The 21,242-nt window shown below is 67.4% G+C and carries 19 protein-coding genes; 11 read left to right on the top strand and 8 right to left on the bottom strand.

What is annotated here, in order from left to right; genetic code table 11:
• Positions 1 to 14: 14 nt before the first annotated feature.
• From KF715_04350 to KF715_04360, 3 genes are all read right to left on the bottom strand, one after another.
• On the bottom strand, positions 15 to 1,049 hold the full coding sequence (locus KF715_04350; protein MBX3735900.1) for an exosortase/archaeosortase family protein: 1,035 nt from the start codon (positions 1,047 to 1,049) through the stop codon (positions 15 to 17).
• Entirely contained in the window at positions 1,024 to 1,668 is a 645-nt protein-coding gene (locus KF715_04355) for a DUF2238 domain-containing protein (GenBank protein ID MBX3735901.1), read from the bottom strand. The genes KF715_04350 and KF715_04355 overlap by 26 nt, the downstream gene beginning before the upstream one ends.
• Before the next feature lie 136 nt (positions 1,669 to 1,804).
• A complete protein-coding gene (locus KF715_04360) occupies positions 1,805 to 2,656 on the bottom strand; it encodes an alpha/beta hydrolase (GenBank protein ID MBX3735902.1) in 852 nt (283 codons plus the stop codon).
• Positions 2,657 to 2,763: 107 nt separating this feature from the next.
• Between KF715_04360 and KF715_04365 the strand changes: the two genes are divergently transcribed.
• From KF715_04365 to KF715_04410, 10 genes are all read left to right on the top strand, one after another.
• Positions 2,764 to 3,261, top strand: coding sequence for an HIT domain-containing protein (locus tag KF715_04365; GenBank protein ID MBX3735903.1), 498 nt, complete (start codon positions 2,764 to 2,766; stop codon positions 3,259 to 3,261).
• 65 nt (positions 3,262 to 3,326) lie between these two features.
• Positions 3,327 to 4,322: a PhoH family protein gene (locus tag KF715_04370; protein ID MBX3735904.1), complete on the top strand. Its 996-nt coding sequence runs from the start codon at positions 3,327 to 3,329 to the stop codon at positions 4,320 to 4,322.
• A gap of 191 nt (positions 4,323 to 4,513) precedes the next feature.
• Positions 4,514 to 5,029: an rRNA maturation RNase YbeY gene (ybeY, locus tag KF715_04375; protein ID MBX3735905.1), complete on the top strand. Its 516-nt coding sequence runs from the start codon at positions 4,514 to 4,516 to the stop codon at positions 5,027 to 5,029.
• Positions 5,030 to 5,191: 162 nt separating this feature from the next.
• A complete protein-coding gene (locus tag KF715_04380) occupies positions 5,192 to 5,866 on the top strand; it encodes a DUF502 domain-containing protein (protein ID MBX3735906.1) in 675 nt (224 codons plus the stop codon).
• A gap of 74 nt (positions 5,867 to 5,940) precedes the next feature.
• Positions 5,941 to 6,561: a hypothetical protein gene (locus KF715_04385; protein MBX3735907.1), complete on the top strand. Its 621-nt coding sequence runs from the start codon at positions 5,941 to 5,943 to the stop codon at positions 6,559 to 6,561.
• A 52-nt stretch (positions 6,562 to 6,613) separates the two neighbouring features.
• Positions 6,614 to 7,285 (top strand): TetR/AcrR family transcriptional regulator, encoded by a 672-nt coding sequence (locus tag KF715_04390; protein MBX3735908.1) that lies wholly within the window; start codon positions 6,614 to 6,616, stop codon positions 7,283 to 7,285.
• Between the two features lie 33 nt (positions 7,286 to 7,318).
• Positions 7,319 to 8,719, top strand: coding sequence for a TolC family protein (locus KF715_04395; GenBank protein MBX3735909.1), 1,401 nt, complete (start codon positions 7,319 to 7,321; stop codon positions 8,717 to 8,719).
• A 13-nt stretch (positions 8,720 to 8,732) separates the two neighbouring features.
• Positions 8,733 to 9,785, top strand: coding sequence for an efflux RND transporter periplasmic adaptor subunit (locus KF715_04400; protein ID MBX3735910.1), 1,053 nt, complete (start codon positions 8,733 to 8,735; stop codon positions 9,783 to 9,785).
• A 21-nt stretch (positions 9,786 to 9,806) separates the two neighbouring features.
• Complete coding sequence (locus tag KF715_04405) at positions 9,807 to 12,893, top strand: efflux RND transporter permease subunit (GenBank protein ID MBX3735911.1); 3,087 nt, start codon at positions 9,807 to 9,809, stop codon at positions 12,891 to 12,893.
• Positions 12,894 to 13,047: 154 nt separating this feature from the next.
• On the top strand, positions 13,048 to 15,555 hold the full coding sequence (locus KF715_04410; protein ID MBX3735912.1) for a helicase: 2,508 nt from the start codon (positions 13,048 to 13,050) through the stop codon (positions 15,553 to 15,555).
• Position 15,556: 1 nt separating this feature from the next.
• On the opposite strand, the gene KF715_04415 is transcribed toward KF715_04410, so the two are convergent.
• The 5 genes from KF715_04415 to KF715_04435 form a co-directional block, all read right to left on the bottom strand.
• Positions 15,557 to 17,152 carry a hypothetical protein gene (locus KF715_04415; protein MBX3735913.1) on the bottom strand — a complete coding sequence of 532 codons (1,596 nt, stop codon included), beginning with the start codon at positions 17,150 to 17,152 and terminating at the stop codon, positions 15,557 to 15,559.
• Positions 17,153 to 17,239: 87 nt separating this feature from the next.
• Positions 17,240 to 17,929 (bottom strand): hypothetical protein, encoded by a 690-nt coding sequence (locus tag KF715_04420; GenBank protein ID MBX3735914.1) that lies wholly within the window; start codon positions 17,927 to 17,929, stop codon positions 17,240 to 17,242.
• A gap of 17 nt (positions 17,930 to 17,946) precedes the next feature.
• Positions 17,947 to 18,861, bottom strand: coding sequence for an ABC transporter ATP-binding protein (locus KF715_04425; GenBank protein ID MBX3735915.1), 915 nt, complete (start codon positions 18,859 to 18,861; stop codon positions 17,947 to 17,949).
• A gap of 7 nt (positions 18,862 to 18,868) precedes the next feature.
• Positions 18,869 to 19,252, bottom strand: coding sequence for a GntR family transcriptional regulator (locus KF715_04430; protein ID MBX3735916.1), 384 nt, complete (start codon positions 19,250 to 19,252; stop codon positions 18,869 to 18,871).
• Positions 19,253 to 19,479: 227 nt separating this feature from the next.
• Positions 19,480 to 20,493 (bottom strand): TRAM domain-containing protein, encoded by a 1,014-nt coding sequence (locus KF715_04435; GenBank protein ID MBX3735917.1) that lies wholly within the window; start codon positions 20,491 to 20,493, stop codon positions 19,480 to 19,482.
• 163 nt (positions 20,494 to 20,656) lie between these two features.
• Between KF715_04435 and KF715_04440 the strand changes: the two genes are divergently transcribed.
• Complete coding sequence (locus KF715_04440) at positions 20,657 to 21,079, top strand: EVE domain-containing protein (protein ID MBX3735918.1); 423 nt, start codon at positions 20,657 to 20,659, stop codon at positions 21,077 to 21,079.
• Positions 21,080 to 21,242: the final 163 nt, after the last annotated feature.

A 21,242-nucleotide genomic window follows, 5' to 3' on the forward strand; every position in this document is an offset into this window, starting at 1 on the left:
CCAACGCTCGCCGCTTAAGACGAACGCTCCGGCGATTCCGGCGCCATGAAGCGCTCCAGCTTCAAATTCAGCAGCGGCACCAGCGCCAGCAGTCCGAGACACGTCAGCCCCAGCACCGCGTAGCCCGCCGTGTCGTGCACCGTGCCGTTGATCGCCTCCGGCCCGTAGGCGTAGGCCCAGCCCGTGAGGAACAGGCTCCGCACGAGGTTCATCACGAACGCGAACCCCATCGCCGCGACCACGAGAAAAACTTTCTTCCACAACCGGTCGAAAAACATCGCTCCGAGAAACGACCCCGCGAACAGGCACGCCGTCAGCGACCGGATGCCCGAGCACGCCTCCGCGACGCCCACCGGTCCCTTCGGCAACATCAGCACGTTGCCCTGCTGCTCCACCGGATAACCGAGCACGTCGAACACGAACGCCACCACCGTCACCACCTTGCGCAGCAGAAACAGGCTGATCTGCGACTCCACCGCCGACACCAGCGGCGCCGAGATCAGCCACACGCAGACCGGAAAGATGAACAGCGCCGCCACCCGGAACCGCGGCTCGGCAAAAATCGCGCCCGCGCCACGCGCCGACTCAACCGCAGCAACCCCGGTGGCTCCCGTCGGCACATTGAAAAACAACAGCGCCAGCACCACCGCCACCATGCCGCTCGTCAGCGCGAACGTCCCGGGCTGCGACGTGCCCGCGCCCGCCCGATAAAACGCACCGAGCAGGAAAAACAGCGCCCCGCTCACCAAGCCGAGCGTCGCCGCGACATTCAGCACCCAACGCACCCAACCCGCCGCCGGCCCGGCACGCTCCGCCTCCGCGATCCGCCCCGCGATCTGCGGCCAGCGATCGTAGACCGCATAGACCGTGAACAGCGGCACCAGCCAGCCGAACGAGTAATCCTCCTTCACCCGCCACCAATGCGACTGATCCCACGCCACGAACGCCACGAACCCACCCGCCAAACCCAACGCGGCGAGGAACTGCGCCGGCACCCGCGCGGGCGCAGGGACACTCGACGGTTTAGCGGGACTCGGGACGGCTTCCATGCGTGACGCGCGCCATCGAACGGTCGTGCGCGCCACTGAGCAATGTCAAAGCGGCCAGCGCCCCGACCAATGCCCACGCCATGTCCGACTGCGTGTCCCACACATAACCCTGCGTCCCGAGAAAATCCTCCGCCGCCGCGCCGCTCGCCACTGCCGTCCACCACTCGATCAGCTCGTAGAACGCGCTGAATCCCAGGCAAACCGCCACGACGAGAAATGCCGTCCACCGACTCGGTCGCCCATCGCCACGATTCCCCAGCGGCGATGTCCGCAACAATATCTCCCGCGCCAGCACCGCCGGCACGAAACCCTGCGCAAAATGCCCCAGCTTGTCGTAGTTGTTCCGCGTCCAGCCGAACCACTGCATCCACCACTCCCCCATCGGCACCCGCGCATAGGTGTAGTGGCCACCGACGATCAGCACCACGCAATGCAGCCACACCAGCACGAGCAACAGCGTCGAGAGCGGAAACCGCCGCCGCACCGCCACGATCAACGGCACGCCGATCAGCACCGGCACGACCTCGAGAAACCACGTGAAAAAATCATGCGGCCGCACCGCCGACCAGCCGAGCACCGGCAGCAGCAACACGAGAAACACCGTCAGTCGCCGATCCATCATTTCACCCTCCATTCGAATTGTGCGCGCACGCCGCCAGCTTGCGCACCCACGCCTGATCTACAAGTCGACAGGTAGCCCGCGACCTCCGGGCGCGGGTCCGCAGCACGCACGCCTCGCCGCCGAGCATCCGCCCTCATCCCCGCAACGCGCTTACGAACTCCACCGCCTGCCGCACGATCTCCGGCGTCGCCAATATCCGATAATGCCCGCGCCCCGGCACCGCCACCATCCGCGCGTCGCGCCATATCCCTACGAATTCCTCCGCCGCCGCGAAACTCGCGTCCTCATCCGCCGGGTCGTGGAAAACCAACAGCGCACACGGCGCCTGCCGCGCGACGACGCGCATGTCCACCTCCGCGCAACGCGACTTCGTCCGCCGCTCCACCGCCGCGACGAACCGCTCGCGCAACCCGTCTGCGAGCTGCATACGCGCCGCCACGCGCTCCAACCGCTCCAGTTGGCTCTGCGGCGGCGCCAGCAAGACGAGTCCGCGCGGCGTCGTGCCGAGCATCGCGCTCATCGCCGCTCCCGCCGCGCCCATCGAGTGCCCGAGCAGCGCGAAAAACTTCCCCGCCTCGCGCTCGATCTCCACGAGCGTCCGCGCGACCAGCGGCACGTGTGCCTCGTCGCCCGGCGAGTCGCCGTGCCCCGGCAAATCCAGTGCCAGCACGCGAAACCCCGCCGCCGCCAGCGGCGCCGCGAACGCCCCGAGCTGCGCCCCGTGCCCTTCCCAGCCGTGCACCAACCCGACCAGCGGCGCGTCCGCCGCGCCCCATTCCCACGCCGCCAACTCACCACAGCTCGTGCGCAACGTCCGTCGCTGCGCCGTTTCGAGATAGCCCAGTTCGCGCGGCATCCGCCGCGCCCCGCGCATCGGCCGCACGAAGATCGCCGCCGCCAATTCCGCCAGCGCCGTCTCGTCGAGCAGCCCCGACGGAATCGGCACGCCGCGTTTCGCCGCCGCTTTGAGCAGGATTTCGGACATCCCGCCAACACACCGCGCGCCGCGCGATTGTCCAGCGCGCAAGCCCGGGCCGCCCGGCCAATCGGCGCTTTGACAACCCCGCGCGCGTCGCCCACCGTCGCCCCGAAATGCAACACCTGCACGCCTACTGGCGCATGGAGTATATCGAGACGCCGCGCCTGCCCGACACCGGCGACATCTTCACGGCGTTGCCCGCGCTGGGCGACGACGCGCAGGCGCTCATCGTCCATCGCAGCGCGCTGAGTTACCTCGTGCTGAACCGCTTTCCCTACAACGCCGGCCACCTGCTCGCCGTCCCGTTCCGCGCCGCCACCGACCTCACCGAGCTCACCGCCGCCGAACGCGCCGACCTGATGGACGAAATCGTTTTCGCCAAGGAACTCCTCCAGGCCGCGCTCAACCCGCAGGCGTTCAACATCGGCTTCAACCTCGGCTCCGCCTCCGGCGGCTCCATCCCGCACCTCCACGCGCACATCGTGCCGCGCTGGGCCGGCGACACCAACTTCATGCCCGTGATCAGCGAGACGCGCGTCCTCCCGCAATCCCTCGAAGCCATGTATCGCCGCCTCACCGACACCCTCCCGAAAATCCCCGCGCGCGTCTAGCCGCTCTCGCTCGCAGCACCTCGCTCCCGGCTCCCAGCTCCATTCTCCTTGCTCCCCGCTTTTCCGTGCCCGCCTCGAAAACCGTCCAGTTCCCCAACGCCCGCCACCTCGCGCAGCTCTACTGCAACGACGAGAAAAACCTGACGTTCGCCGAACAAAAGCTCGGCGTCCGTTTCGTCACCCGCGACGACTGGCTGAAGATCGACGGCCCCGAAGCCGCCGTCGCGCGCGCCGAGGAATTCTTCGCGCGCCTCAACGAAGGCCGCACCCAAGGCATGGCGATGCGCTCCGCCGATTTCCGCCGCCTCCTCGAAACCTTCGTCGCCGACGGCGGCCCCGAACGCCTGCGCGCCCTTTTTTCCGAGCCGCTCCAAATCGGCACCGCCAAGAAAACCATCGTCCCGAAAACGATCGGCCAAAAGCTCTACCTCCAGGCGATCCAGAAAAACCCCGTCGTCTTCGGCATCGGCCCCGCCGGCACCGGCAAGACCTACCTCGCCATGGCCGCCGCGATCACCGCCCTGATGAAAAACCAGGTGCAACGCGTCGTCCTCACCCGCCCCGCCGTCGAGGCCGGCGAGACGCTCGGCTTCCTCCCCGGCGACCTCCGCGAAAAAATCCTCCCCTATCTCCGCCCGCTCTACGACGCGATGCACGACCTGCTCTCGCCGGAGGACGCCACGACGCTCGCCGAAAAAGGCATCATCGAGATCGCCCCGCTCGCCTACATGCGCGGCCGCACGCTTGCGAACTCCTTCATCATCCTCGACGAGGCGCAGAACACCACGCCCGAGCAGATGATGATGTTCCTCACCCGCCTCGGCGACGAATCGCGCATGGTCATCACCGGCGACGTCACCCAAATCGATCTCCCGCGCTCCAAGCCCTCCGGCCTCCTCCAAGCCCCCCGCGTCCTCCGCAACATTCCCGGCATCGAGGTCCACCACTTCACCGCCACCGACGTCGTGCGCCACCCGCTCGTCCAGAAAATCATCGACGCCTACGAGCACGCCAAGACCTCCGGCGAAGACGCCCAGCGCCCCGGTCATCCCGCTCCGTAGAGTAGCGCCGGCTTCCAGCCGGCCCGCTTGCCTTGTCATTGCGAGCAGCGCAGCGACGCGGCCATCCATCCGACTCATTCTCCCGCGTGTCCGCCATCCGCCCGATCGAAATCCAAAACCGCCACCCGCGACTCCGCGCCCCCGCCGCGCAAGTCCGCCGCGTGATCGCGCTGCTCGACGAGCATTTTCAAATCCTTCCCGCAGACCTCCCGACCTTCTCGCGCGGTGCGCGGACGCGCATCGGCTTCACCCCATCCAAAATCCGAAATCGGAAATCCGAAATCCCGCCCGGCGGCTGTCCGCCGGGCGAGCTCTCCCTCGTCTTCCTGACCGACGCCGCCCTCGCGCAGCTCCACGCCGCTTTCATGGACGACCCGTCGACGACCGACGTGATCACCTTCGAAGGCGACGCTGCCGCCGGACTCGCCGGCGAAATCTGCGTCTCCGCCGACACCGCCGCCCGCTACGTGTCCGCCCTGGAAGGCGCGGCTACCGCCGCGCCGCGCCCAAGAAAACAGTCTCCCTTTCCGGCCGACCAGACGACGTTCGCCACCGAGCTCACTCTCTACCTCGTGCACGGCTGGCTGCACCTCGCCGGTTACGACGACCTTCAGCCCGCGAAAAAGCGCCGCATGCGCGCCGCCGAAGCCCGCGCCCTGAAACTGCTCGTCGCCCACGACGCGATCCCCGCGTTCGCGCTGCGCTGAGACAACCAAGGTGGTCGCCGCCGTCCCGGCGGCGACATCCCACACCTACGCTCTGCGATCGTCGCACCTCGCCGACATCGGTCCGGTGCCACCGCGCGCTCCAGGCCGCGCCGATTTGCCTTTGCGTCCGGCCGGCTTTGCGTGCGCAAATCCGCCCCGCCCATGGCAGAAACCCGCCTCACCTCGCTCCGCAACGCCTTCCTCACCGGCCTCGTGCTGGTGGCGCCGTTCGTCGTGACGATCTGGGCGCTGCGCCTGATCATCGGGTTCGTTGGCGGCTCGATCACGCCGCTCTTTCAGCCTTACCTGCCCGAAGCGCTCAGTCATCTGCCCGCGATCGTCTGGGACGTCGCCACGACCGTCATCGTGCTCGGCCTGATCACCGCGCTCGGCTTCCTCTCGCGCCTCCTCCTCGGCCAATGGGTCGGCGCGATGACCGAGCGCTTCATCCAAGGCATCCCCGGCATCGGCAGCTTCTACAATAGCGTCAAACAGTTCATCGACACCTTCGGCACGAAGGACCGCGCGCAATTCAGCAAAGTCGTCCTCGTGCAATTCCCCCGCCCCGGCGCCTACACCATCGGCTTCGTCACCAACACCGCCCGCGGCGAACCGCACCAGCACCTCCCGAGCGACCACTGGGCCGTCTTCGTGCCCACGTGCCCGAGCCCCGTGAACGGCTTCTTCATGTTTCTCCCGGCCGCCGAAGTCGTCGAGCTCGAGATGAGCGTTTCCGACGCCATGAAAACCGTGATTTCCTGCGGCGCCGTGCTCCCGCACTGGAACGACCCCGCCGCCGCCAAAGCCGCGCTGAAAACCTGGTCCGCCGGAGCCTGAGCACCGACCGCTCGCGGCCACCGTTCCCTGCCGCGCCGTCCTCAGTTCTCCGTCCTCCACCCTTCGCCGTCACCATGCCCGGCCAACAGCTCACGACCGTCGCCTTCATCCTCGGTCGCCAGGCGTCCGGCTCCGACACCTTCGAGCAACTCACCGCCTTCAGCGAAGAACACGGCGCGCTCCTCTGCCTGCGTCGCGTCTCCACCAAAGCCGCCACCAGCGCTCCACCGCTCGATCTCTTCGACGAGGCCGAGCTCGCCCTCGAATCTCCCTCGCAAGGCCGCACCTGGTTCATCAAGGAGCACCGCCATCTTCGCCGCTTCCCCGGCATCGGCCGCAGCTACGACGCCCTCCGCGCCGCCGCCGCACTCGCCACGTTGATCACCCGCAACCCGACCGCCGATGAATCGCGCCCCCCGATCGTCGCCCTGCTCCGCCAAAGCCTCGGCTCGCTCGAGACCGGCGCGCGCCCCGATCTCGTCTGGCTCAAGTCCCTCTTCATTTTCCTCCGCGACGAAGGCTACCCCGTGAAACAGCACTGGTGGCAGCAACTCGACTCCGCCGACCGCGACGCCGCCGCGCAGATCCTCAACCAACCCATCGCCGGCCAGCACCCCGAACCCGCGTCCGTCGCGCAACTCACCCAGCGCCTCGAAGCCTGGGTCGCCGCCGACACCGAGATCCGCCTCCGCTGAACGGCGCGACGCCGGAGTTGACGATTTGTCAGACTCCTTCCACGGTGCGCTCATGAAAAACCGGGCCACCACCACGCGCCGCGCCTCCCCGGACCGCGAAAAACGTCGGCAGGAAATCCTGCGCGCGGCCACCCAGCTCTTCGCCGAGCGGGGCATGGAAAACGTCACCTTCGGCGACATCGCCCGCTCCGCGCGGTTGAGCCGGCCGCTCGTGTATTTCTATTTTCCCGACCTCGAAACGCTCTTCCTCGAAGCGGTCGTCGTCGCCACCAGCAAGCTTCAGCAGCGTTTCGTCCACGCCTTGCGGCCGAGTCTGAAAGGCCTCGATCAACTCATGGCGCTCGGCGCCGCCTACGTGCAATTCGCGCGCGACGAACCGGCGCTCTTCCAGCTCTTGGCGCACCGCGAAACCAAATCCAACTCCGCCGCGAAGGCCGAGCACCCGCTCGAAAAGGAATGCCACGCTCGCTTCAGCGGCATCATGGACGTCCTCGGCGCCACCTTGCGCCAGGGCGTCGCCGACCGCTCGATCCGCCCCGATGTCGGCGATCCGGCGCAGGTCGCCGTGTGCCTCTGGGGCCTGACGCACGGCTTGATTCAAATCAGCACCACGCAGCTGCCCACGATTGAGAGCAAGCTCGGTGCCGCCGCCGCGGCCGGCCTGCCCGACTTCGGCCTGGACCTCCTCCGCCGCAGCCTCGCGGCGCGCACACGGCGTTCTTGACAACCTGTCAGCGCTGACAAACTGTCAGCGCCCATGTTTCGGCCGTCAGCCTCGCTCACTCTGCTCTGCCTTGCTCCGCTCGTCCTTGGCGCGAGCGAAATCCCGTCCTGGCCCGCGCCACCACCCGCCGTCGACGCGCTCGTCGCCGAGGCCTTTCACTCCAACCTCGCTCTTGCCGGCGAGTCGCTCGAGGTCGAGCGCGCGGCCGCCCGCCTCGCCGAAGCGCGCAGCCAGTTTCTCCCCCGCGTCGATCTGCTCGCCCGCTACAGCGCCGCCGACGGCGGCCGGACCATCGACTTCCCCGTCGGCGATCTGCTCAACGGCGCCTACGCCACCCTCAACCAGTTCCTCGCCACGCAAGGCCAGCCCGCGCGCTTCCCCTCCGTCGCCAACCAATCCATTCCGCTCCTCCGCTCGCGCGAGCAGGAAACCAAGCTGCGCCTCACTCAGCCCCTCTACGCACCGGAAATCACACGCGGCAACGCCGCCGCCCGCGCCGGACTCGCCGCCCGCGAAGCCCAGCTCACCGCCTATCGCCGCCACCTCCGCGCGGCGGTGATCGAAGCCTTTTTCCGCCACGAGCAGGCCACCGCCGCCGTCGCCACCTACCGCTCCGCACTCGAACTCGTCACCGAGTCGCTGCGCGTCAACCGCGTCCTCGTCGCCAACGACAAAGCCACCGACGACGCCGTCCTCCGCGCCACCGCCGAACTGGCGACCGTGCAACAGCAGCTGGCCGACGCGGAGAAGGACTGCGCCCTCGCCCGCAGCTACGCGAATTTCCTGCTCAACCGCCCGCTCGCCACGCGCATCGCCCCGCTCGACGAAGCGGAAGCCGAGCACTACGCCGCCGAGCTCGCCCGCGCCGCGGTGCCAGCCCTCGACGCGCAATCCCGCGAGGAAATCGCCGCGCTCTCCTCCGCCCGCACCGCCGCGCGCGCCACGACCGAGGCCGCCCAGTCTCGTCAGCGTCCTTCGCTCGGCCTCGCGGTCGAAACCGGCATTCAAGGCGAGTCCTACCGCACCGGCGCCGGCAGCAACTACACCATCGGCTCGGTCGTGCTCGAGTGGAACCTGTTCGACGGCTCCGAACGCCACCATCGCGTCGCGCAGGCACGCATCGACGAGCGGCAGGCCGACCGCGCCTTGCAGGAAACCCGCCAGCAGCTCGACCTCCAGCTCCAGCAGGCGCGCGACGAGTTCTCGACCGCCCGCCTCGCGCTCGCTTCCGCCGTCGCGCGTCGCGACGCCGCCCGCGCCACCTACCGCCTCGTGGCTCGCCGCGAGGCCGAGGGCATCGCCAACCAGCTCACCGTGCTCGACGCCCGTCACACCCTGACGTCCGCCGAACTCAATTTCTCCATCACCCGCGCCCGCCTTGCCATCGCCGCCGCGCAACTCGACCGCGCCTCGGCGCTCACGCCCCTCCCCTGATTCCGTTCCTCTCATGTCGCCGCGTCCTTCCCTCCTCCTCGCCCTCGCGTTCCTCGCCAGCCTCGCCGGCTGCGGTCGCCCGCCCGCCCCGACTACCACCGCGCTGCCGCCCCTCGTGATCGAGGCCGCGCCCGCCCAACTCACCACCGATGCGATCCCCGTCGAAGGCACCGCGCTCGTCAGTCGTCGCGCGGAATCCACGCTCTCGTTCAAGACCGGTGGGCTCATCGCCACGATCCCCGTCCGCGCCGGCGACACTGTGCACGCGGGCCAGACGCTCGCCATGCTCCGTCTCGATGAGATCGACGCACTCGTCGCCCAAGCCCGCACCGCCGAGGAGAAATCCCGCCGCGATCTCGCGCGCGTTCAGGCGCTGCAAACCGAGCGCGTCGCAACTCTCGAAAACCTCCAGGACGCCCGCAGTGCGCTCGACGCCGCCTCGGCCGCGTTACGCGCCGCCGAGTTCAACCGCGCGCACTCCGTCATCCTCGCTCCGGCCGACGGCCGCATCCTCCGCCGTCTCGCCGAGCCGGACGAACTCGCCGCACCGGGCCGCCCGATCCTCGTCTTCGCGGGCGACACTGCCGGCTGGATCGCGCGCCTCGGCGTGACAGAGCGCGAAATCGTGCGCCTACATCTCGGCGACCGCGCCGAGATTTCCTGGAATGGCGCCGCGCCCGTGCCGGCGACCGTCGCGCAGATTGCCGAATCCACCGATCCCGCCACGCGAACCGTGGAAGTCGAACTGGCGCTCGACGCCGCCGCGCCCGTCGGCGCGCGCAGCGGTTTCATCGTCGACGCCCGCATCTTTCCCCAACCGCTGCCCACGCCGCGCACCACCGTGCCACTCGCCGCACTGGTGGAAGGGAGTGAGCACCACGCACACGTCTTCGTCATCGCGGCCGACCAAAAGACCGTGCGTCGCGTGCCAGTCGAGGTTGAGGCGCTGCGCAGCGACCGCGCCTACCTTCGGACTGCGCTCCCCGCGGGCAGCCGCGTCGCGACCACCGGTGCCGAATTCCTCTCCGACGGACGCGCTGTCACTGTGGCCGGAGCCACGCCCTAACCCCTGCCGCCGCACCGCGCCATGAAACTGACGGACTTCTCCGTTCGGAACTACCAGTTCACGATCATCGTGTTTCTGCTCCTCGTCGCCATCGGCGTTGTCGCGCTCCAAACCATCCCGCGCACCGAGGACCCGCAACTTTCGTTCCCCGGCTATCACCTCGTGATCGTGAGCCCGGGCGCCAATCCCACCGACCTCGAGCGCCTCGTCGCCCGTCCGCTCGAGGACGCGATCAAGGAGCTCGATGACCTGACCAAGCTCCAGAGCACCATCCGCGACAGCGTCGTCTACATCGAGGTGGAGTTCAAATACGGCATCGATATCGACCGCAAATACGACGACCTGCTGCGGCAGGTGAACCAAGTGCGGCCGACGCTGCCGGCCGGCATCACCGATTTCGAGGTGAAGAAAGAGCAGACGAACCACGTCGCGATTCTGCAAGTCGCGCTCGTCTCCGCCGACGCCAGCTACGCGCGGCTCCAAGACCTCGCCGAGACGCTCCGCAAGCGCCTCGAACTCTCACCGGGCGTCGGCAAAGTCGAGAAATGGGCTTATCCGGAAAAGCAAATCCGCGTCACGCTCGACCTCGATAAAGTCGCGCAGTTGCAGCTCTCCATCTCGCGCATCACCGACGCGATCGGCGCCGCCAACGTGAATATCCCCGGCGGCACCGTCGAGACCGGCGGCCGCCGTTTCACGGTGAAAACCAGCGGCAGCTACGCCTCGCTCGCCGACATCGGCGAAACGCCCGTCGCGGGCAGCGGCACGGCCGTCGTCCGCCTCCGCGACATCGCCGCGATCAGCTGGGACTACGAGGACCACGAGCACCTCGGTCGGTTCAAGGGCGAGCGCGCCGTCTTCGTCACTGTGCAGGCGCAAAAGGGCCAGAACACCTTCGACGTCACCGCCGGCATGAAGCCCGTCCTCACCGCCTTCCGCGCCACCCTGCCCGGCGACGTGCGACTTGAAGAAGGCTTCGAGCAGGCACAGAACATCGAGCGCCGTCTCGGTCGCCTGCGCACGGACCTGCTGGTGGCGATCGGACTGGTCGCGCTCACCGTCGCGCCGCTCGGATTCCGGGCCGCACTGATCGTGATGATCTCGATCCCGCTGTCGCTCGCGATGGGCGTCGCCGCGCTGCAATGGTTCGGCCACACGCTCAACCAGCTCTCGATCGTCGGCTTTGTCATCGCGCTCGGCCTGCTCGTCGACGACTCCATCGTCGTCGTGGAGAATATCGCGCGCTTCCGCCGCGCCGGCTACGCGCCGCAAGAAGCCGCGATTCAAGCCACCAACCAGATCGCCGTGGCCGTCCTCGGCACCACGGCGACGTTGTTGTTCGCGTTCCTGCCGCTGCTCCTGCTCCCTGGCGGACCCGGGCTGTTCATCCGCGCCCTGCCGCTCGCCGTTGAAGTCACCGTGCTCGCCTCGCTCGGCGTCGCGCTCACCATCGTGCCGTTCCTCGCCAGCCGTTTTCTCGCCGCCCACGAGGACGCGGAGGGCAACTGGCTGCTGCGCGCGCTGCAACGCGCCATCCACGTCACCTACCGGCCGGTCCTGCATTGGGCGATGCAACACCGTGCGGCCACTCTCGCCGGCGTCGCCACGCTGTTCGCCGCCTCGCTCGCCCTGCTGCCGGTGATCGGCTTCAGTCTCTTCCCGAAATCCGGCACGCCGCAGTTCATCATCAATCTCGAGGCCCCCGAGGGCGCCGGTCTCGCCGCGACCGACCGCATCGCGCGCCAAGTCGAAGACGCCCTCCGCACCACGCCGGAGATCGATTGGTGGTTCACCAACGTCGGACACGGCAATCCGTTCATCTACTACAACTTTTCCCCCGCACAGCAGAAGCCGAACCTCGGCGAAATCTACGCGCAAGTGAAACCCGAGTTCGCCAGCGATCAGCGCACTCCGGTTATCCTTGCCGGCCTGCGCCGGAAACTCGCCGGCATCGCCGGCGCGCAGATTCTCGTGCGCGAATTCGAACAGGGACCGCCGATCGAGGCCCCCATCGCCGTGCGCGTCTTCGGCGAAGATCTCGACCGCCTCGCCGCGCTCGCCGCCGACGTCGAAACCGTCCTGCGCCGCACGCCCGGCACCGAGAATATCGGCAACCCGGTGCGCATGCGTCGCACGGACCTGCACGTCCGCATTGATCGTTCCGCCGCCGCACTCCTCGGCGTGCCGGACGCGGAGATCGACCGCGCCGTGCGTCTCGCGCTCGCCGGGCTCAAGGTCGCCCGCTTCCGCGATGACGATGCCGACGAATACAACATCCAGCTCGCCCTCCCCCGCGGCCAGCACGCCGATCTCTCGCGCTGGCCGAAAATCCAGGTGCAGACCGCGAGCGGCGCCTTCGTTCCGCTCGCCCAGGTCGCCACGCTCGAATTCGACTCCGCGCCCGCCGTCATCCTCCGTTACCTGCGCGAACGCTGCGTCATCGTCACCGCCTACGTGCGCGACGGCTACAACGTCGGCAAAACCACCGAGCTCGTCGCCGCGGAACTGGCGAAACGCGACTGGCCGGCCGGTTACCGCTTCGAGTTCGGCGGTGAAGTCGCGAGCCGCAAGGAAAGCTTCGGCGGCCTCGGTTCCGCGATCCTCATCGCGGTTTTCGGCATCCTCGCGATTCTTGTCCTCGAGTTTCGCAGCTTCCGCGGCACCTTCATCGTCGCGTCGATCATCCCGCTCGGCGTGATCGGCGGCATCGTCGCGCTGTGGCTCGCCGGCTATTCGCTCTCGTTCACCGCCACCGTCGGCTTCGTCGCACTCATCGGCATCGAGATCAAGAACTCGATCCTGCTCGTCGACTTCACCAACCAGCTCCGCGCCCAAGGCGTGCCGTTGCGCGAGGCGATCGAGCAAGCCGGCGAAGTGCGTTTCCTGCCCGTCGTGCTGACCACGCTCACCGCCCTCGGCGCGCTCGTGCCGCTCGCCGTCCAAGGCGCCGGACTCTACTCGCCGCTCGCCGTCGTCATTATCGGCGGACTGCTCAGTTCGCTGCTCCTGTCGCGCGTCGTCACACCCGTGCTCTACAGCCTCATGCCGCCGCCCGGCCCGGAAACGGAAACCGCTCCCGCCAAGCCGTCCCCGAATCCCGCGCTGTAACCCGCGTCCGCAGCGCGTCGGTTTCATCACACTCGTCGCCGGGTAGCCCGCGCTCTCCGAGCGCGGGTCAGCGCGGTCGCCGAATGCCCCGCCGCCCGCCCGCACTCCTCGCTTGCGCCCCGCCGCGAAGCGGAGAATTCATCTCGTTCCCCCGATGCAATTCTCCCTCGCCACCCGGACCGCCAGCCTGAGCGTGGGCGAATTCTCGGACTTCGCACTCGGGCCGCGCGAGGCCGGCGGCGGCGGATCCGCCGGCATCTGGCGCGCCCAACTCGGCCAGCACTGGCACAACGAGCTCCGCGCTCAGACCGAGCGCGCCCACACCCGCGACGGCGCCCTCGCACCCGACGTCGCTTTTGAGGTCTCCATCGAAGGCCGCGTCGCCCACCGCGGTTGGACCATCACCCTCGGCGGTCGCATCGACCAGCTCGTCGGCTCGACGCTGCGGGAAATCAAAACCGTCACGCGCCCGCTCCCCGCCGACGAAGCCGAACTGCGCGCCGACTACGGTCCCTATTTCCTCCAGCTCGCCACCTACGTCGTTCTCGCCCGGACCACTCCCAACTCCCCGCTCCCCGCTCTGCGTCGCTCGCCGCCCCTCCGCGCCGAACTCATCTTCGTCGAAGCCGGCTCCGGCCTCTCGCAAACCCTCACGCTCACCGCCTTCGACGAGGCGCTCGTCACGCATCAGCTCGACGCCGTCGTCGAATTCCTCGAACTGCAAAGCCGTGCCGCCGAGCGCCGCCACCGGCTGAATTTCCGTTCGCCCTTCCCCTCGCTCCGCCCCGGCCAGGAGACGATCCACGCCGATCTCGCCGCCGCCTTTGCCCGCTCGCCCGTCGTCCTGCTCGAAGCTCCCACCGGCTACGGCAAGACCGGTTGCGCCCTCGAGTTCGCCCTCGGCGAGCTCCGCGCCGCGCACTACGACCGCCTGATCTGGCTCACCGGCAAATCCACCGGCCAGCTCCAAGTCGTCGAAACCCTGCGCCGCATGACGCATCCCCTCCCCGGCCCTTGTAACCTAATAGGTTACAATGCCAACTTCACTCCCGAGCGAGCCGGCGACAATTGTAACCTATTAGGTTACAATGCGCCGCTCGCTTACTGGCAGGTGCGCAACAAGGGCGAGCATTGCGTGAACGTCGAATTCCACTGCGTGCGCGACAACTGCGGCTACCTCGCCGGCGCCGAGGAGCGCTGGCCCGCGAGCGGCCTCGCCCGCTTCCACCGCGATCCGACGCAAGCGCGCGATCTCGACACTCTGCGTGCGGCCGGACGCGAGGCTTTGATCTGCCCCTACGAGATCACGCGCACCGCGCTCGCCTTCAACGACGTCTGGATCGGCGACTACAACTACGTCTTCGCGCCCGACAACCGCGGCCTCTTCTTCGAACAACCGGGCTTCAACGCCGCGCGCACGCTGCTCATCGTCGACGAAGCGCACAACCTGCCCTCGCGCGTCGCCGACGCGTATTCGCACACCGCCCATGACGGCGACGTGCGCGCGCTCCTCGCCGAACTCGACCACCAACGCGCGCCGACTCCGCTGCTGCTCGCCGTCGAAACCTGGGCCCGCACGCTCGCGAGCGTTTCACCCTGCGAAATCCTCGACGGCGCGCTCGAAGCCGACGTGCGCGACGCGCTCGACCGGCTCGCCGAACTCGTCACCACGCTCCCGCTCGACTACGCCGCGCTCGGCCCGCACCACAGTGAGACGCTCTGGCAGTTCGCCAAGCTGAACGATTTTCTCCACGACACCCGGCTCCGGCGCCTGCTCTGGTCGCGGCGCGAGGGAGAGCTCGAGTTCACCTGCGTCGATGCCACCGAGGCCATCGGCGAATCGCTCGGCGCTTTCGGCGGTGCGCTGCTCATGTCGGCCACGCTTGCGCCGTTCGATCAATTCGCGGCGTCATGCGGGATCGGCACCTGTGGGAGCGAGCTTGCTCGCAACTGCTCCTCGGTCGTGAGCAAGCTCGCTCCCACAAATTACACCGCGCTCCGCGCGCCCGCGCCGTGGCGCCACGGCGCCTACGACGTCGCGGTCGACCTGCGCGTAGCCACGACACTGCGCGAGCGCACGGCGAACTACCAAACGACCGCCACGACGATCGAGCAGCTCTTCGGCACCGCCGGCCGCGCCGTGGTCGTGTTCTTCCCTTCCTACGCCTACGCCGAGACCATCCAGCGCACGCTCGGGCAAATCGGCTCCGTCGTGCGCGTGTCGCTGCAACCCAAGCTCCCCGACCTCGCCGCCCAAGCGGCCTGGGTCGAGGAAAACCTCGCGCTCTCCGACGCGCTGTTTCTCGTGCTCGGCAGCAGCTTTGCCGAGAGCATCGACCTGCTCGGCGGACGCGTCTCGCATGCCATGGTCGTCGGCCCGGCGCTGCCGGAAGTGAATGCCGTGCAACGCGCGCGCCTCGATGCCTTCAGCGCGCTCGGCCGCGACGCGGCGTTTCGCCGCGTCTATCAAATCCCGGGCCTGCAAAAAGTGAACCAAGCCCTCGGCCGCCTCGTGCGCGGCCCCGGCCATCGCGCGAAAATCCTTCTGCACTGCCGCCGCTTCGCCGAGCCGAGCTACGCCGCGCTCCTCGACGCCGAGTGCCAACAGTATCGCGAGCTCGCCACCGCCGCCGATCTGGACGCCTGGCTGCGCGGCGAGTGAATCAGCGACTCGGTGGCTCGTTCGTCAGCACGCATTGCCGCTGCGCGCGAGTGATTCCCTCGTAGCTCGCGACGACCAACGTGGGAACTTCGTCCGCACCGGGAGCCGGCACCCACACGTCGCCCCGCCGCACTCGTGGGACCTGAAGGGAGAGGGTTTCCCATGCGAACGGCGCGAGCAACCCGAACGGAGAATTGCCGGAGCGAGAACGACTCGTCCGAACATTCATTGCCCCTGTCCCGCGCTGGAAGACCACGTTGAGCCAGTTATCTCGGGCAGCCTCGTAGTGCGCGACGGAGTAACTCCTTTCCGCGTGCGGATTCTTGTCCTTCGGCGGAGTGATGTCGGCCAGAACGCAAACGCGTGCCCCGTCTCCCGCCGCCTCTGCGCCAACGACCAACGGAGTCTCCAGATGCAGCGCGGGACGCCTGAAATCGAGCCGCACGTCTGCGTTGGATTTGGGCACTTCACCCCCGAGTCGGTTGGCGAGTTCGAGCGGAAGATAGATATCTCCGGTGAGTTCGATATAGGGGGCTCCGTCGGGCGCACGCGGTTTCTCGTTGAAACCGCGTTTCGCTCTAAACTCCGAGATTCTCATCTCCGTGAAGGCCTTCGTCTCTGTATCTGTTTCCCGGATGTCGGCTCCGACCCCGAGCTTACTGCGCGCAATCCACGTGGGCTCGGCGGTTCGCAGGCGCGGATCTTGCACGATTTTCTTTCCGTCTGGCCAAAACAGCGAGACTCGCGCTTGACCGCTGCTCAAGCGCACAGTTTCGGGGACGTTTCGCACTTGGAACTTCAGCTCGAAACGCGCGTAGCCCGGGGCCACTTGAACTCTGTCGTTCGTCGTCGAGCGGACGAGCGATACCCATCGCGCGTCCACCGACTCGAGGCCCGCATCGCTCCAAGTTTCTCCCCGCCAACTCTGCGTGAACGCCAATGGCCATGCCTTAAACGCCCAGATTCCCAGTCCAACCCATGCCACTACCAGCGCGGTGCTCCATGCGGTGCGCCGCATCCGGTATTGGAGCCAGATCGCACCGAGGACGCCGCTGCCGCAAAGCAGGAGCACAAGGATTTCGCGCGCCAACAGGACATCCGGTGATACCAGCGGACGGGCGAATGTGCGGCCCGCAGCGAGAATTCCCGCGAGCAGGGACAGCAGCAGCACAGAAAGCAGCAGAAGAAGAAATCGGCTCGATTTACCGGTCAGCGCCGACACCAACAGTGCCATCAGCGTCGCCAGTCCGTGAGCGATTCCGACTTCTGCCGCTCCTTTGAACAGCTCCCACGCACCGCAACCGCAATACAGCCACCACGGCACCCAGACGAGCACCGGCACAGCGACGAAGAACAAAGCGAGGCCGATGCTCTTCGCGGCCAGCAGCCGCAGCCCAGAGATCGGTCGCGTCGCCCAGAACATCCGCGTCCCGACCAGCTCGTCGTCGAGCGCGAAACTCGCGGCCAGCAGGAATCCCGTGACGGCCGCGATGACCGTCGTAAGTCCGTAGTAGAGCTGCAGGCGATCGAACCATTCGGCGTCCGCGCTGGCGATCGTGAGCGCTTTGGCGCAGAGGGCGACTTTGGCCGCGAGCAACCCGAGCCAGAGGAGATAGCCCAGCCAGTGCCGCCGGAAATCCTTTCGGACGATGTGCCAGACGAGTTTCATGGGTGGAACAGGGCGTCAGTTCGATTGCCAGTTGGCGATCAGCGCGGCGCCGGCGACGCCGACACCGAGGAGCACGCGCGACAGTCTCTCTTGTCGCCGGAAGTATTGGTTCGCGATCACCAGCGCGGCCAAGGCCACGCAGAACACATCGGAGGCCACGCCGCGCGTGGGCTTGAAATTCATCCCGAGCTGCGTGTTCCCGCCGCCGCTGAAGAAGCTCACGCCATTTTTCAGGATCACATACGCGAAGAGGCAGGCGATGGCCACGATCACAAAGCGTCCCTGATCCTTGGTGCACGCGCCGATGGCGGCGCTCATGGCGGCGATCGTCAGCCACACGAAGAGAGTTGAGCTGACCGTCTCGAAGCTGATCGCAGCCGCACTACGAAACAGAAAGAGCGACACCGCCGTCGGCACGAGCACGAAGGCGAATCCGATGAGCGCGAGCTTCACCCCCAGCAGCCGCCCCGGGCTGACCGGCCGCGTGCGCCAAAAGACGTTGGACTCGGTCGGGTGGTCCTGCTGCATCGCCTTCGCGGCGAGCACGCCCGAGAGGAGAATCACGAGAAGCGAGCCGACCGCGTAGACGAAGAGCGCGCCGAAGCCCTGGTCTCGCGGCGACGGACGACCGGCAGCCATCAGGCAGCCGCCGGCGAGCGCCCATACGACGAGTCCCGCGCCGAGTTGCCGCACTTCGTGGCGCATTTGATGAAGGAAAAGGTTCACGCTGCGGCTCCTTTCCCGGCGCGCCGGCCGTGCCGCGCGAGGGCGATGAAGATTTCCTTCAGCGTCATCGGATGCGCCGTGACGCTGCCAGACGGAAAGCGCTCGCGGCAGGCGCGCTCCGTCGCCGCCGTGTCAAACGCACTGTCCACGAACTGCACGCGCGGCCCGCGCTGCTCGAAATCCCACCACGCCGGCAACGGCGCCGCGCCGGACGGGGCCGCGCCGTCGAGCGTCACTTCCACGCGGCGGAAGCGTTGCGCGAGGGTTTCGGTGGCTTCCTGCAAAACCAGCCGGCCGCCGTCGATCACCGCCGTGCGATCGACGAGCCGCTCGACGTCGTCGATGTCGTGGGACGAGACCAACACGGTCCATTCGCCGAGTCGCGCGGCTTCGATCAAGCCGGAGACGAAGTCGTGCCGCGCCAGCGGGTCGAGGCCGGTGAACGGCTCGTCGAGCACCAGCAGCCGCGGGCGATACGCCAGCGAGGAGAGCAACACGGCCTTCATGAGCATGCCGCGCGAGAGGTGCGCGAGTTTGCGTTCCGGCGGGAGTTCGAAGTCCGCGAGCAGCTGTCTCTCGAGCGCCGCGTCCCACGTCGGATAAAACGGCCGGCAATAGTCCAGCAGCTGCCGCACCGTCATCCACATCGGCTGCTGCTGGTTTTCCGAGACGTAGCCGATCTGCTGGAACTCGCGTTCGCCGAGCTGGCGCGAGTCGACGCCGAGCACGCGCGCGCTGCCCGACGTGGGCGCCAGCAGGTTCATGAGCATTTTCAGCGTCGTGGTCTTGCCCGCGCCGTTCGGGCCGAGCAGCGCGCATACGCTGCCCTCGGGCACGGCGAGGGAAATCTCGTGGACGGCCTCGGTGCGCCAGTAGCGGCGCGTCAGTCGGTCGGTTTCGATCAGGTTCATGGGGAAATCATTTCCGGCCCAGTTTCTTCCAGTGCGCAGCGAGGCCGCCCTGCACTTCGTCGAGCGTCAGGCCGAGTTTCTTCGCCTCCACGACGACGCGTTCGAGCTCGTCGCCGAGCAGCTCCGCCTTCGCGGCGCGATCGGTCGCGCCGCGCTCCGCCACAATGCTCCCGACCGCAGGAGTCGTCACCAACACGCCTTCGGCAACGAGCGTCGCAATGATCTTGTGCGCGGTGTTCGGATTGATGCGCAGCTCCTGGCTCAGCACGCGCACCGACGGAAACGGTTCACCGGGCTTCAGCTGGCCCGCGACGACCGCCTTCTTCACGGCGAAGAGCACCTGCTCCGTGATGGGCAGGCCAGGCTTCAGTTCGACCGGGAAGGCAAGCATGACGACCGTCTCTCAGCGGCGCTTTTCCAGCTCCTCGCGAATCGCCCGCAACTCGTCGTGACACTTCTTCGCCCACGCCTGGGCGGAATAGGCACAAATCAGGATACCGAGCAAAAGCAGGCCGACGGCAGCGCTCATACCGTCCTAGTTGAGCTAGGACAGATAGGACGGCAAGCCGAATTTCAATTTTCTCCTCTCAGGTCCTTCGCCGTCGCGCGGCGGAGTGTTCAGCCCGCCTCGGCTTCGCCCAGCAGATTGGCGAAGATCATCTTGCCGCCGCTCGTCGGGAGCACGCCGGTGATCTCCGCCGTGACACGTTTGCCGAGGTAGGCGCGGCCGTTGTTCACGACGATCATCGAGCCGTCGCTCAGATAGCCGACCGCCTGTCCTTCGTCCTTGCCCGGCTTGCTGAGTTCGACCTCGACGCTCTCGCCGATGACGATTTCCGGTCGCAGCGCCTTGTCGAGAGCGTGGAGATTCAGCCACGCCACGCCGTGAAACTGCGCCATCTTCGCGAGATTATAGTCCGTCGTGAGAAGCTTCGCGCGCATCGACTGCGCGAGGAACACCAGCTTCGCCTCCAAATCCTGCCGGCGCGTGACGTCACTCTGGTGGATGCGGATGTCGAGGTGCTTGATGCGCCGCAGCTCGTTGAGCACTTCGAGGCCGCGCCGGCCGCGGGCCTGCTTCACGGGATCGGTCGAATCGGCGACGTGCTGCAGCTCCGTGAGCACGAACGACGGAATCACGAGCGCCGCGCCGAGGAACTGCGTCTCGCAGATCCGCGCGATGCGCCCGTCGATCAACGCGCTCGTGTCCACCACGACGAGCGGCACGTCGACCTCGTGCGGCACGAAGCGCACATAGGGAATCACGAGATTGAACTCATCCTTGCCGCGCAGCGCGACGACGGCACCGAGGTAGGTGCAAATGACGAAGAGCGCGAGCTGGCTCAGGTAGATCATCTGTTCGTCCGCCCGTTTCAGCAGCGGCGAAGTGCCGAGCAGCCACGCGATGAGCGCGCCGATCGCCAGCCCGAACGTGATCGCCGACAGCCCGCGCAACGAAAATCCCTTCAGCAACACGTCGACCAACACCACGAGCACGCCGATCAATCCGCCCACCGTCATCGCGAGCCCGCGATAGCGATCCCACTCGGGAATCGTGTAGCACAACAGCCACGACCCGAGCACGCACAGCACGAGAAAACAGATCCGAATCGTGAGCAGCGTCTTTTTCATCGCTCAATGCGCCGGTGCCCGCCGGAGGAACCACAGCACCACGAACGGCACGACCAAAAAGACCAGCATGACTCCATAAAGGATCCATTGCGCCCGCTCGGCCTTTTTCTTCAACTCGGGGTCTTGCTCCTCCATGGCCGCAAGAAACCCCGCTCCTCCACGCATGACAACGCAATACTGGCTCGTGAAACAGGAACCCGAGGACTACTCGTGGGCCGACTTCGTCCGCGACGGCGCGACCGCCTGGACCGGCGTCCGCAACTACGCCGCGCGCAATCACCTCAAGGCCATGCGCACCGGCGACGAGGTGTTCTACTATCACAGCGGCGACGACAAATGCATCGTCGGCCTCGCGAAGGTGAAGCGCGCCGCGTTCCCCGATCCGACCGCGGACTCGCCCGATGAAGGCTGGGTCGCTGTCGAACTCGTCCCGGTGAAGCCGCTCCCCTCGCCCGTCACGCTCGCGCAGGTGAAAGCCGACGCCGCGCTCAAGGACATCGCGCTCGTCCGCATCAGCCGCCTTTCCGTGCAACCGGTCAAACCCGCCGAATTCGCCCGCCTCCTCAAACTCGCCGGCGCGAAATAGCGCGCCGCAAGGGCACGAGCCTCGCTCCGCATCGCTCGCAACCGAATCAGCAGACACGCGCCGTAGGCAGCGAGCTTGCTCGCGCCAAACCTCACGCCACGCCACCACGGTCTCCGCCTGCGGGCGCCAGCGGCGAAGCAACCCGCCCCCGACGACCGGCACA

Origin of the sequence: Candidatus Didemnitutus sp. (assembly GCA_019634575.1) — a bacterium.
In the GTDB taxonomy this organism is placed as follows: Bacteria; Verrucomicrobiota; Verrucomicrobiia; order Opitutales; family Opitutaceae; genus Didemnitutus.